The sequence below is a fragment of the Streptomyces sp. Root1310 genome (assembly GCF_001426425.1).
GTDB lineage: Bacteria > Actinomycetota > Actinomycetes > Streptomycetales > Streptomycetaceae > Streptomyces.
This window is the reverse complement of the sequence record NZ_LMEQ01000031.1, coordinates 527,746-539,765: the sequence shown is the minus strand read 5'-3', so window position 1 is coordinate 539,765 and position 12,020 is coordinate 527,746. Positions and strand designations below refer to the sequence as shown.

The 12,020-nt window shown below is 72.3% G+C and carries 12 protein-coding genes; 9 read left to right on the top strand and 3 right to left on the bottom strand.

Annotated features, from left to right (window positions below; all coding sequences use genetic code 11):
- Positions 1-3 precede the first annotated feature (3 nt).
- Positions 4-672, top strand: coding sequence for a potassium-transporting ATPase subunit C (locus tag ASD48_RS33095; RefSeq protein ID WP_057605486.1), 669 nt, complete (start codon positions 4-6; stop codon positions 670-672).
- Positions 673-794: 122 nt separating this feature from the next.
- On the opposite strand, the gene ASD48_RS33090 is transcribed toward ASD48_RS33095, so the two are convergent.
- A complete protein-coding gene (locus ASD48_RS33090) occupies positions 795-1,526 on the bottom strand; it encodes an NAD(P)H-binding protein (protein ID WP_057605485.1) in 732 nt (243 codons plus the stop codon).
- 182 nt (positions 1,527-1,708) lie between these two features.
- Here ASD48_RS33090 and ASD48_RS33085 point away from each other — a divergent pair, with 182 nt between their 5' ends.
- Positions 1,709-2,185: an Rrf2 family transcriptional regulator gene (locus ASD48_RS33085; RefSeq protein WP_057605607.1), complete on the top strand. Its 477-nt coding sequence runs from the start codon at positions 1,709-1,711 to the stop codon at positions 2,183-2,185.
- A gap of 45 nt (positions 2,186-2,230) precedes the next feature.
- On the opposite strand, the gene ASD48_RS33080 is transcribed toward ASD48_RS33085, so the two are convergent.
- Together ASD48_RS33080 and ASD48_RS33075 are read right to left on the bottom strand one after the other, a co-directional pair.
- Positions 2,231-3,529 (bottom strand): MFS transporter, encoded by a 1,299-nt coding sequence (locus ASD48_RS33080; RefSeq protein WP_057605484.1) that lies wholly within the window; start codon positions 3,527-3,529, stop codon positions 2,231-2,233.
- 395 nt (positions 3,530-3,924) lie between these two features.
- Positions 3,925-4,926, bottom strand: coding sequence for a LysR family transcriptional regulator (locus tag ASD48_RS33075; RefSeq protein ID WP_057605483.1), 1,002 nt, complete (start codon positions 4,924-4,926; stop codon positions 3,925-3,927).
- Between the two features lie 125 nt (positions 4,927-5,051).
- Here ASD48_RS33075 and ASD48_RS33070 point away from each other — a divergent pair, with 125 nt between their 5' ends.
- From ASD48_RS33070 to ASD48_RS33040, 7 genes are all read left to right on the top strand, one after another.
- Complete coding sequence (locus ASD48_RS33070) at positions 5,052-6,116, top strand: fumarylacetoacetate hydrolase family protein (protein WP_057605482.1); 1,065 nt, start codon at positions 5,052-5,054, stop codon at positions 6,114-6,116.
- A complete protein-coding gene (locus ASD48_RS33065; RefSeq protein ID WP_057605481.1) occupies positions 6,113-7,078 on the top strand; it encodes a cyclase family protein in 966 nt (321 codons plus the stop codon). Before ASD48_RS33070 ends, ASD48_RS33065 begins: the two co-directional genes overlap by 4 nt.
- Before the next feature lie 23 nt (positions 7,079-7,101).
- Entirely contained in the window at positions 7,102-8,232 is a 1,131-nt protein-coding gene (locus ASD48_RS33060) for an FAD-dependent oxidoreductase (protein ID WP_057605480.1), read from the top strand.
- Entirely contained in the window at positions 8,229-9,236 is a 1,008-nt protein-coding gene (locus ASD48_RS33055; protein ID WP_057605479.1) for an amidohydrolase family protein, read from the top strand. The genes ASD48_RS33060 and ASD48_RS33055 overlap by 4 nt, the downstream gene beginning before the upstream one ends.
- A gap of 5 nt (positions 9,237-9,241) precedes the next feature.
- Complete coding sequence (locus ASD48_RS33050) at positions 9,242-10,174, top strand: VOC family protein (protein ID WP_057605478.1); 933 nt, start codon at positions 9,242-9,244, stop codon at positions 10,172-10,174.
- Between the two features lie 101 nt (positions 10,175-10,275).
- Complete coding sequence (locus ASD48_RS33045) at positions 10,276-11,247, top strand: fumarylacetoacetate hydrolase family protein (protein ID WP_057605477.1); 972 nt, start codon at positions 10,276-10,278, stop codon at positions 11,245-11,247.
- Positions 11,244-11,993, top strand: a complete 750-nt coding sequence (locus tag ASD48_RS33040; protein ID WP_057605476.1) for an SDR family oxidoreductase — start codon at positions 11,244-11,246, stop codon at positions 11,991-11,993. The genes ASD48_RS33045 and ASD48_RS33040 overlap by 4 nt, the downstream gene beginning before the upstream one ends.
- Positions 11,994-12,020: the final 27 nt, after the last annotated feature.

The window sequence follows — 12,020 nt, the reverse complement described above, 5'->3', positions numbered from 1 at the left end:
GCCATGAACAACTCCCTCACCCACACCGCCCGGTTGCTCGGGGCGGGCCTGCGCGCCCTGCTCGTGCTGACCCTGGTGACCGGTGTCCTCTACCCGCTGGTCGTCACCGGCATCGCCCAGGGGCTGTTCGGCGGCAAGGCCAACGGCTCCGAGATCGAGGCGGACGGCAGGGTCGTCGGCTCCTCGCTCATCGGGCAGTCGTACGACCTGCCGCTCAGGGAGGGCCAGGAGACCCCGGAGCCCGACCTGAAGTGGTTCCAGGGCCGCCCGCAGAACGGCCTCGGCACCAACAGCGTCAACACCCGGTACCAGCTGATCCTGTCCGGGGCCACCAACCGGTCCGCTGACAACAGGGATCTGATCGACTGGGTCACCGCCGCCAAGGCGGCGGTCGTCAAGGACAACTCGACAGCCGGCTACGAGGTCCGCCCCTCCGAGGTTCCGGCCGACGCCGTCACGTCCTCGGGATCGGGCCTGGACCCGGACATCTCCCCGCAGTACGCGGACATCCAGGTCCATCGGATCGCCGAGCGGAACGGCCTGTCCGTCGCCCGGGTCCAGCGGCTGGTCGACGAGCACACCGAAGGCCGCACCCTCGGCTTCCTCGGCGAGCCGCGGGTGAACGTCCTGGAGCTCAACATCGCGCTCGAGGACCTGGTGGCCAAGGGCTGACGGCGTCCCGCGACGCGTGGGGGAGCCGGTGGGATCCGGGAGTGAACCGGGTCCCCGCCGGCTCCCGCGGGCGCGCGGCCCGAGGAGCGCTGACCTGCCGTGGGCCATCGGCGCGTCGGCGGTCAGGAGAGCCAGTCGGTGTAGTGCGTGGGGGCGATGCGGGCGCCGCTCGGGGCGGTGAGGACGTCACCGTCGACCGCGGCGAACATGCCGGCGCTGTCGTCGGTGACGACGGTCCGCGCGTCGCTCTTGGCGGCGAGGGTGAGCCGGCCGAGTTCGTCGAGGGGGTAGCGGTCGGGGCCCGCGATGTCGAGGACACCGTTCAGCGGTTCTCCCGCGGCCGTCTCGGCGACGAGGCGGGCCACGTCCGCGGCGGCGATCGGCTGGATCGGCGTGGCGGGCAGGCGGACGGTGTCACCGTCGGCGGTCCAGGACAGGACCGCGTCCATGAACTCCATGAACTGCGTGGCGCGGACGATGGAGTAGGGGACGGACCCGGCCTTGAGGATGTCCTCCTGAAGGACCTTCGCCCGGTAGTAGTCCAGATCGGGAACCCGGTCCACGCCGACGATGGAGAGGATGACGAAGTGCCGTACTCCGGCCTTCTCGCTCGCGGCGAGGAGGTTGTCCATCGAGGTGCGGAAGAAGGCGAGCGAGGCCTCGTCGAAGGTCGGGGAGTTCGACAGGTTGACCACCGTGTCCGCGCCCGCGAGCGCCGCCTCGAGGCCCTGGCCGGTGATGATGTCCACGCCCGTGGACGGTGAGTGCGGGACGGCCTCGTGTCCGGCCCCGTTGAGGTTCTCCACGACCTTCGACCCGATCAGCCCGGTGCCGCCGATGACTGCGAACTTCATGATCTGTCCTTCCCTCGATGGCTGTGCCCGCTACGCGACTTGTGCGCCGTATGCGGCTCATGCAACCACCGCCGCAACGGCACTGCCACGCCGTGCTTAAACTCGGACACTTTCTATCCGAGATAATACTCGGACATCTTGTGTCCGTGTCAATCGGGCGCAGGTAGGGTGAGGGCGTGAAGATGTCCGGTGGCGTGGAGTGGGCGCTGCACTGCTGCGTCGTGCTGACCTCGGTGGAGGCGCCGGTGCCGGCGGCACGGCTCGCGCAGCTGCACGATGTCCCGCCCACCTATCTCGCCAAGCAGCTCCAAGCCCTGTCGCGGGCCGGGCTCGTGCAGGCGGTGCAGGGAAAGTCGGGCGGCTACGTCCTGACCCGGTCGCCCGCCCTGATCACCGTGCTCGACGTCGTCGAGGCGATCGACGGGCCCGGCCCGGCCTTCGTCTGCACGGAGATCCGCCAACGCGGCCCGATGGCGAGTCCGCCCGAGGCCTGCACCGCGCCGTGCGCGATCTCCCGTGCCATGGCCTCGGCCGAGTCGGCGTGGCGCGCGTCCCTGGGGGCCGTCACCATCGCCGACCTGGCCGGTGACGTCGAGTCCGACTACGGGAGCGGTGCCCTCGCGGGCATCGGTGCCTGGCTGGCCCCGGCAGACTCCTGAGCCCTCGGCGACCTCGCCGCGCCGGCCGGGCGCGGGAGAAGGGCGTCAGCTCGCGGTGAGGGCCACCCGCCGGCGGCCGGCGAGGCCGAGACCGACCGCCGCGACGGATCCGGCGAGGGCGAGTACGCCCAGCGCTCCTGCCAGGCTGCCGACGGCCGAGGTCAGCGCGAGGACCACGAGCGGGCAGACGAACTGGCCGATGAAGAAGGAACCCGTCCACAGTCCGGTGCCGCGGCCGCGGTCGGCGTAGTCGAGCTTGGACAGGGCGAGGGTGAGCAGGCTCGGCAGCATGATGCCGCCGCCGAAGCAGTTGATCATGGCGCCGACGGTCAGGACGACGGGACCGGGGGCGAGCCAGATCACGGCGAAGCCGAGCGCGCACAGGGCGAAGACGGCGGGCAGCCAGGCGTCCGGGGTGCGGCCGAGCCGGGTGAAGACGACCGCGCCGATCACGGTCGCGAGGCTGGAGGCGGCGATGGCGAGACCGATCGTGCCGGGGTCGGTCACGCCCATGTCGTCGAGGAGGAACGCCATCTCCACCTGGACCGTGTAGAAGAGGACGGCGCCGAAGACGGTGAGCGCGCAGGTCCCGGCCAGCGGCCGCCAGGGGAAGGGACGCCCGGCCGGCTCCGGGGGCGCGACGGGGGACGGGGTGGCGGCCGGGTCGGCGGGCGCGACGGGGGAGGGGGCCGTGCTGTGGCCGGTCGGCCGGGGGCGGGGCAGGAAGGCGGCCATCGCGGGGGCGAGGAGCAGGCTGACCGCGTAGGCCCAGAACGGTGTGCGCCAGCCGGCGGATCCCGCCGCGCCGCCCAGGACGAAGAAGGCCGTCGCGGAGATCGAGGCGCACATCGTCTGCATCGCCAGGTAGCGGTCGCGCTGCCGGCCGGAGTAGTAGTCGCCGATCAGAGTGGTGCAGCAGGTCATGATGGCGGCTTCGACGACACCGACGAGGGCGCGGCTGGCGACGATGGCGCCGAGGGAGTCCAGCCACAGGGGCGCGGTGCCGACGACGGCGTAGAGCACGGTGGCGATCACGAGGAGGCGTTTACGGCCGAGCCGGTCGACGGCGATGCCGGCGAAGGGCGCCAGCAGTGCCAGGGAAAGGGCCGGGATCGTCAGGGCCATGGGGACCAGGGCCTCGACGCCGGGAGTGCCGGCGAAGTGGTCCCGCATCCGCGGCAGGACGGGAGCGATGAGCACGGCGCCCAGGATGGGCAGACAGCTGCCGGCCATCAGCAGCGTGATGCGAAGCCGGTGGCCGGCTCCGGACACGGGCTGCTCGGAGGGTGCGTCCTCGGCGGCGGCGAGCGGCGGGGAAGGCAGCGGGGGCACGGGTGCGGGCATGCGGGAACTCCACCTGGCGTATCGGGAGGGGGACGGGGGCGCGGCCGTCTCGGTGAGGCCGCCCGGACCACATGGCGGATCCGGACCGCATCGCGGACCCGGACCACACGGCGGATCGGGAACTCGGAGCGGATCCGGGCCACACGGCGGTCCGGAGAACATGGCGGTCCGGAAAACATGGCGGATCCGGAACTCGGGACAGCACCGGAGCGCCCGGCGGGCCGGAGTGCGGGGCACCGGTGGTCGCCGTGACGTCGCGAAGGTCCGGCTTGCCGGGCCCGCGCCGCCCCGGCGGCGGTGAGCGGGGCGGCTCCGGCGCCGGGTTGAGACGACTATGGGGTACCGCGCAGGACCTGCCTAGCCCCCGGCCGATCGAGATCGAAGATGTGGATCATTCATGCCCTGGATGCGCGAGAAGCGGCGGACGCGGGCGGAGCGGCGGATGCGGGCGGAGCGGCGGATGCGGCAGATGCGCCCCGGGGGCCGGATGCGAGCGCGCTCAGCTCCGCTCCCACGCGCGCCGCGGTGTCGCGCAGCCACATGTGGGCCGCGTCGTGGGTGTGGACCGGGTGCCACCACAGGGCTTCCTGCAGCGGGACCACCTCGTACGGCGCCGCCATGACGCGTACGGCGGCCACCCCGCGCAGCTGCTCGGCCAGGCGCTGCTGCACCAGGGCGATCCGGCGGGTCCCGGCCACCAGGAACGGCAGCACCTGGAAGCTGTCGACGGAGACCTCCACGCGCGGTTCGATGCCGAGCATGCTCAGCTGGCGGGCGGCGGGGGCGTCGTAGGTGCGCTGGTAGGTGACCCAGGGCAGCCGTGCCAGGTCGTCCATGGTCAGCCGGTCGCCGACCTCGTCGTTGCTCTCGGCGACGAGAAAGGCCCAGCCGTCGGTGAACAACTCGACGGTGGGGAAGCCGCTGATGACGCCGTGGGGCATCAGCAGCCCGTCGGCGGTGCTGAGCAGGGTCGCCGGCTCCTCCGTGACGTCGGTCGGAGGCCGCTGGAAGCGCAGCCGTACCCCCGGAGCCTCGGCGTGCACGGTCCGGGCGAGCTCGGCGCCGAACACGGCGACGGCGTAGTCGGAGGAGAGCAGGGTGAACTCGTGCTCCTCGCTGCCGGGCACGAACTCGGCCCTGCTGCTGAACACCCTTTCCAGCAGGTCGCAGGCGGTGGCGGTGCGGTCGAGCAGCGCGCGCCCGAGTGCCGTGAGCTCGTACTGGCCGCCGACGCGGGAGAGCAGCTCGTCGTCGAAGTGGCGGCGCAGGCGGGCCAGGGCCGCGCTCATCGCGGGCTGGCTGAGCCCGATGCGCTGTCCGGCCCGGGTGACGTTGCGTTCCTCCAGCAGGGCCCGCAGGGACAGGACGAGGTTGAGATCGAGGCCGGACAGGTACACAGCGCCTCCACACCGAGGCCGCCCCAGGCGGCAGTATTCATGCCATGGATGATCGATATCCAAAGAATCGATTTCCCAGATTACGGGAGGTGGGGCCAGATTAGTCGCATCGCAATCAGGAGGACATGTCAGTGAAACCCGCAGCCCCTTCCGCGTCCTTCTCCGGACCCTTCGCCCTCGGCACCCTCGCCGCCCCCGACCAGGCACCTTTCCCCGGCCTCGTGGTCCCCGAAGGGCGGGTGCTGGACCTGCGCACCGCCCTCCGCGACCCCGCCCTGACGATACGGCGGCTCCTCGAGCGCTGGGACGAGGTGCTCCCGCGCCTGGGCGCCCTCGCGGCGAAAGGCACCGGTGTCGGCACCGGTGTCAGTGCCGGCAGCCAGACCGACGCCGACGCCGACGCCGACACCGCGGACGCCTGGCAGCCGCTCGACGGACTGCGGGTGCACGCCCCGGTCGAACCCCGCCAGGTCTTCCAGTCAGGCGCCAACTACCGGCAGCACGTGATCGATCTGGAGCTCGCCCACCGCGCGCCCGACGACCCGCGCACACCGGAAGCGGCCCGGGCGGAGATCGCCGAGGTCATGGACCGACGGGCGGCGGAGGACCTGCCGTACGTGTTCATCGGCCTGCCGAGCGCGATCACGGGACCCTACGACGATGTCGTCCTGCCGACCTGGGCCGAACAGCCGGACTGGGAGCTCGAGTTGGCGGTCGTCGTCGGCAGGCCGGCCTACCGGGTGTCCGTGTCGGAGGCCCTGGCGCACGTCGCCGGGTACACGATCGCCAACGACCTCACCGACCGTGCCACCGTCTTCCGCCGGGACATGAAGGCCATCGGCACGGACTGGCTGCGCAGCAAGAACGCGCCCGGTTTCACCCCGCTCGGCCCCTGGATCGTGCCGGCCGCGTCGATCGCCGACCCGGGCGATCTGCGAGTCACCCTGAAGCTGAACGGCGAGACCATGCAGGACGAGTCCACCAAGGACATGCTCTTCGGTGTCGCCCGGCTCGTCTCGTACGCCTCGCAGACCTCCCGACTCCTGCCCGGTGACCTGGTGTTGACGGGCTCGCCGGCCGGCAACGGCATGCACTGGGGACGGCTGCTGCGCGACGGCGACGTCATGGACGGCTCGATCACCGGGCTCGGCGCCCAGCGCACCCGCTGTATCGCGCAGGCGGCGTCGTGAGCCCGGACCGGCACGACCCCGAGGGCGCGATCGCCGAAGCGGCCAAGTCCTATTCCAACTGGGGTCGTTGGGGCGAACACGATGTGCTGGGCACCCTGAACTTCCTCGACGAGGCGAAGCGCCGCGAAGGCGCCGCACTGGTCCGCCGGGGAGTCAGCTTCTCGCTCGCGCAGTCCTTCGACATGAACGGCCCCCAGAAGGGCTGGCGGCGGCGCACCAACCCGGTGCACACCATGCTCGACACCGGTACCGACGCGGCCCTCGGCATCCAGGGCTTCCCGCACGGCATCGGCGGCGCCGACGACGTGATCGCGATGCCCCTGCAGTGCTCCACCCAGTGGGACGGGCTCGGCCACATCTTCGACCACGGCAAGGCGTGGAACGGCCGGCCGGCCGAGCGGGTCGTCACCTCGGACGGTGACCTCGTCACCGGCATCGAGCACATGGCGCCTCACGTCGCGGGACGCGGGGTCCTCCTCGATGTCGGCCGAGTCGTCGGAGAAGGCGGGGGAGAGCTGCCCGACGGCTTCGCCATCACCGAGGAGCACCTCACCGCGACCGCCGACGCGCACGGCGTGGCGGTCGGCCGCGGGGACATCGTCGTCGTGCGGACCGGACGGCTGGCCCGGGCCCGGCGCGAGGGCTGGGGCGACTACGCGGGCGGCGACTCGCCCGGCCTGTCGTTCACGACGGCCGGCTGGCTGCACCGCACCGAGATCGCCGCGATCGCCACCGACACCTGGGGCTTCGAGGTCCGGCCGAACGAGTTCGACGCCGCCTTCCAGCCCCTGCACCAGGTCGCCATCCCCAACATGGGCCTGCTCATCGGGGAGATGTGGGACCTCGACGCGCTCGCCGCCGACTGCGCGGTGGACGGCAGGTACGCGTTCTGGCTCACCGCCGCCCCCCTGCCCATCACCGGAGCCGTCGGCTCACCCGTCAACCCGGTCGCGGTCAAGTAGCCCGCGTGACAAGGGAGCTTCCCATGACCACACCCCGCACGGTCCTCGTCATCGGCGGCGGCGCCGCAGGCAACGCCGTGACCGTCCTGCTGCGGCGCGCCGGCGTCGCCGTGGACCTGATCGAGGCCAGGCCCGACTGGAACGCCACGACCGGTTCCGGCATCACCCTCCAGGGCAACGCCCTGCGCGTGCTGCGCGAGATCGGCGTCCAGGACGAGGTCGAATCCTCCGGCTGGGCCTTCGGTTCGCTGGGCGTCGTCGCCCCCGACGGCACCGTTCTCCACGAGGCCGAGGACATCCGGACCGGCGGCGACGACCTGCCCGCCACCCTGGGCATGCAGCGGCCCCGGTTGCAGCAGATCCTCATCGACGCCGTCCGCGCCAGTGGCGCCGGCGTCCGCCTGGGCACCACCGCCGAGACCCTGGACCAGGACGCCGAAGGCGTCACGGCGCGCTTCAGCGACGGCTCCACCGCCCGGTACGACCTGGTGATCGCCGCCGACGGACTCAACTCCGCCACCCGCGCAGCCATCGGCATCACGACGAAACCCGAGCCCACCGGCATGGCCATCTGGCGCACCACCGCGCCACGCCCCGCGGGCCTGGTGCGCACCGACCTGGCCTACGGCGGCCCGGCGTACATCGCCGGCTACTGCCCGACCGGCGAGCACACCCTCTACGCCTACGTCGTCGAGCCGTGCCGCGACCGCGCCTCCATCGACCCGGCCCACTACGCCGACGAGATGCGCCGGCTCGCGCGGGGATACGGCGGCCACTGGGCCGAGATCACCCCGCACATCACGGACCCGGCGAAGGTCAACTACACCTGGTTCGACCGTCTGCTGGTCGAGGGCTCCTGGCACCGCGGCAGGGTGGTGCTGGTCGGCGACGCCGCGCACTGCTGCCCGCCCACCCTCGCGCAGGGCGCGGCCATGTCCCTGGAGGACGCCTCCGTCCTCGTCGAACTCCTCACCACCGGCCAGGACTGGGACGACGACCTGCTCCAGCGGTACTACGAGCGCCGCATCCCCCGGGTGCGGGCCGTGGTCGAGGCGTCCGTGCAGCTCGGGCAGTGGCAGCTGGACGGCGTGCGCGACGCCGACGTACCGGGCCTGATCGGCCGGACGATGACGATGCTCAAGGAGCTGCCGTGACCGACCACCCGTCGCCGACCGTCGACGTGCACGCCCACGTGCTGCTCCCCGAGGTCGACGCCCTCGTCGCGGGGCTCCCCGGTCTGACCGCGGCCAGGGAGCTGGACGCCCGGCGCAACGGCCCGGCCTCCCTGGCCGTCAGCGGCCCCATGGTCCGTGAGCGCCTCCCGCGGCTGACCGATGTCACCGTGCGGCTGGCCGCCATGGACGCGCAGGGCGTGGACGTGCAGCTGGTCAGTCCGTCGCCCTCGCACTACCACTACTGGGCGGACGAGGAGACCGCCGAGAAGCTGTACCGGCTCGCGGGCGAGGCCACCGCCGCGCACTGCGCCCAGGCGCCCGACCGGCTGAAGGGGCTCGGACTCGTGCCGCTCCAGCACCCGGACCTGGCCGTACGGGCCCTCGAACACGCCCTGGAACAAGGTCTGTCGGGCGTGGAGATCTCCTCCCACGCCCCGGGCCGTGAACTGTCCGACCCGGCGTACGAGCCGTTCTGGGCGCGGGCAGAGGAGACCGGCGCGATCCTCTTCCTGCATCCCTTCGGCTGCACCCTCGACGAGCGCCTGGACCGCTGGTACCTGTCCAACACCGTCGGCCAGCCCACCGAGAACGCGGTCGCCCTCTCCCATCTGATCTTCTCCGGTGTGCTCGACCGGCATCCCGGCCTGAAGGTGATCGCGGCACACGGCGGCGGCTATCTGCCCACCCACATCGGCCGCTCCGACCACGCCTGGTCGACGCGCGCCGACGCGGGAGCGGGCTGCGCCCACCTGCCCAGCAGCTATCTCGGGCGGCTCTACTTCGACTCGCTGGTCCACGACCCGCACGTCCTGCGGGAGCTGGTCCGCGCCGTCGGCGCCGACCGCGTACTCCTCGGCTCGGACTTCCCCTTCGACATGGGCACCGAGGACCCCGTCGGCGCGCTGCGCGCGGCCGGGCTGCCCGACGCCGACTTCCACGCCGTACGAGGCGGCAACGCCGCCGCCCTCCTCCGGAAGGACTGACCCCCATGCGTCTGCTCACCCACCTGCGGCACGTCGACCTCGCCGTGCCCGACTACGACAGGCAACTCGACTTCTACGCCGGTGTCTGGGGCCTCACCAAGGTCGCCGAGGACTCCGGGATCTCCTTCCTGGCCGCCGAGGGCAGCCCCGAGAGTTATGTCGTACGGCTGCGCAAGGCCGACGAGAAGCGCCTCGACCTGGTCTCCTACGGCGCGGCGAGCGCGGCGGACGTGGACACCCTCGCCGAGCGGCTCCTCGCCGGGGGCGTCCGGCTGGTCTCGCGGCCGGGCAAGGTCGAGACCCCGGGCGGCGGCTACGGCTTCCGCTTCTTCGACGTCGACGGCCGCACCGTCGAGGTGTCGGCCGACGTCGAGACCCGGCAGCACCGCAAGATCGAGGAGAAGGAGGCCATCCCGGTCAAGCTCTCGCACGTCGTCCTCAACTCCCCGGACCTGAACGTCACTCGGGAGTGGTACGAGCGCCACCTGGGCTTCCGGCTCTCCGACACGCTCATGCATCCCCGGATGGGCGAGGCCATGCACTTCATGCGGATCAGCAACCAGCACCACTCCATGGCGATCGCCAAGGGCCCGCACACGTCCCTGCACCACGTCTCCTTCGAGATGCGCGGTATCGACGAGTACCTGCGCGGCTCCGGCCGCGTGATCCGCTCGGGGGCCCGCAAGCTCTGGGGCCCGGGGCGGCACACGGCCGGCGACAACACCTTCACCTACTTCCTCGACCCGCAGGGCAACACCGTCGAGTACACGACGGAGCTGGAGCTGCTGGACGAGGACACCTGGCACCCGCACGTCTACGACTTCTCCCAGCCCGAGATCGCCGACCAGTGGGGCACCGCCAACCCCATGAACGAACTCGTCGCCAAGGAGTCGTTCAACGACGTCGACCGCGGCGTGTTCGTCGCCCCGCCGGTCTGATCCCCCGAGCCGCCGGTTCGATCCCCCGCCCCCCGAGCCGCCGGTCCGATCCCCCGCCCCCCGAGCCACCGCCGAGTCACCCCGGAGCCCTGGAGCCGTCCATGCGTTTCGCCACCTACGAACACCAGCACCGGCGCAGGGTCGCCGTCGTCGACGAGGACGGCACCCTCCGCCCGGTGTCCGGCGCGCGCTCGCTCACGGAGCTGATCCGGTCCGGCGACGGCCTCGACGCGCTGCTCGGCGTCGGCGCCGCCGCCCTCGGGGCTCCGGCCGGACCCCATGTCTCCGAGGTGCGGCTGCTGCCGCCGCTGGAGCCGCCCACCGTGCGGGACTTCGTCACCTTCGAAGAACACGTCGAAGGGGTACGACGGTCCGTCGACGGGGCCGACGGGGTGCCGGACGCCTGGTACGACGCCCCGACCTTCTACTTCACCAACCCGTACGCGGTCGTCGGCGCCCACGACGACGTGCCGGTGCCGCCGGGCAGCCGCCTGCTCGACTTCGAGCTGGAGGTCGCGGCGGTCGTCGGCCGCGAGGGACGGGACCTCACGCCCGAACGGGCACGGGACCACATCATCGGCTACACAATCTTCAACGACTGGTCGGCCCGGGACCTCCAGGCCCGGGAGATGCAGGTCCGCCTCGGCCCGTGCAAGGGCAAGGACACGGCCGTCACCCTCGGGCCGTACCTGGTCACCGCGGACGAGCTCGAACCGTACCGGGACACCGACGGCTTCCTGCGTCTGGCACTCACCGCCGCCGTGAACGGCGAGGTCGTCGGCGAGGACCTGCTGTCCCACATGAGCTGGACCTTCGAGGAGATGGTCGCCTACGCCTCACGGGGCACCGTCGTCCGCCCCGGCGACGTGCTCGGCTCGGGCACCTGCGGCAACGGCGGCTGCCTGGCGGAGCTGTGGGGGGTGCGCGGACAGCAGTCACCGCCGCCGCTGCGGCCCGGCGACACGGTCACCCTCACCGTCGAGGCCATCGGCACGGTCTCCAACACGGTGGTGGCGGGCGCCGCTCCGGTGCCGCTCCCCGCCGCCCGCCGCCGCACCCGGGAGCGGCCGTGACCGAACCGCGGGGGAGGCTTCCGGGCAAGGTCGTGGTGGTCACCGGCGCGGCCCGCGGCCAGGGCGCGGCGGAGGCCGCGGCGCTCGTCCGCGAGGGGGCCCGGGTCATCGCCACCGACGCCCGGCCGACCGGTGACTGCCGGCGCCTCGACGTCACCAGTGAGGACGACTGGGCCGAACTGGCCGCGTTCCTGCGGGAGTCGCACGGCGAGGTGCACGGCCTGGTCAACAACGCGGGCATCACCTGGCGTGCCCGCGTCGGCGACGTACGGCCCGAGGACTTCGCCCGCGTCCACGCCGTCAACGTCACCGGACCGCTGCTCGGCATCCAGCATCTGGCCCCGCTGATGCCGCCGGGTTCCTCCGTCGTCAACGTCGGCTCCTCCGCCGCACTCACCGGCCACTATCCGGTCGCCTACACGGCGAGCAAGTGGGCCCTGCGCGGCCTGTCGAAGAGCGCGGCGACAGAGCTCGGCCCGCGCGGCATCCGCGTGAACACGATCCACCCCGGCTTCATCGAGACCGAGATGACCGCCTCCGCCGCACCCGCGTTCCGTGACGCGAACGTCCGCGAGACACCGCTCGGCCGCACGGGCACCGCGCACGAGGTCGCTCCGCTCGTGGTGTTCCTGCTGTCCGACGAGGCCTCGTTCATCACCGGCGCGGAGATCCCCGTCGACGGCGGCCTCACCGCGCACGGCGGCGTGAAGTCCGTCTCCGACGCGCTGCGCGAGGCGGCGCAGTGAGCCGCCCCGACCGAAAGGCAACTCCCC

Excerpts from the sequence above, each read along its gene's own strand:
- ASD48_RS33085 (WP_057605607.1), top strand. The coding sequence starts at position 1,709 with ATGTCCGGTGGCGTGGAGTGGGCGCTGCACTGCTGCGTCGTGCTGACC.
- ASD48_RS33080 (WP_057605484.1), bottom strand. The coding sequence starts at position 3,529 with ATGCCCGCACCCGTGCCCCCGCTGCCTTCCCCGCCGCTCGCCGCCGCC.
- ASD48_RS33060 (WP_057605480.1), top strand. The coding sequence starts at position 7,102 with ATGACCACACCCCGCACGGTCCTCGTCATCGGCGGCGGCGCCGCAGGC.
- ASD48_RS33095 (WP_057605486.1), top strand. The coding sequence starts at position 4 with ATGAACAACTCCCTCACCCACACCGCCCGGTTGCTCGGGGCGGGCCTG.
- ASD48_RS33050 (WP_057605478.1), top strand. The coding sequence starts at position 9,242 with ATGCGTCTGCTCACCCACCTGCGGCACGTCGACCTCGCCGTGCCCGAC.
- ASD48_RS33070 (WP_057605482.1), top strand. The coding sequence starts at position 5,052 with ATGTCAGTGAAACCCGCAGCCCCTTCCGCGTCCTTCTCCGGACCCTTC.
- ASD48_RS33045 (WP_057605477.1), top strand. The coding sequence starts at position 10,276 with ATGCGTTTCGCCACCTACGAACACCAGCACCGGCGCAGGGTCGCCGTC.
- ASD48_RS33090 (WP_057605485.1), bottom strand. The coding sequence starts at position 1,526 with ATGAAGTTCGCAGTCATCGGCGGCACCGGGCTGATCGGGTCGAAGGTC.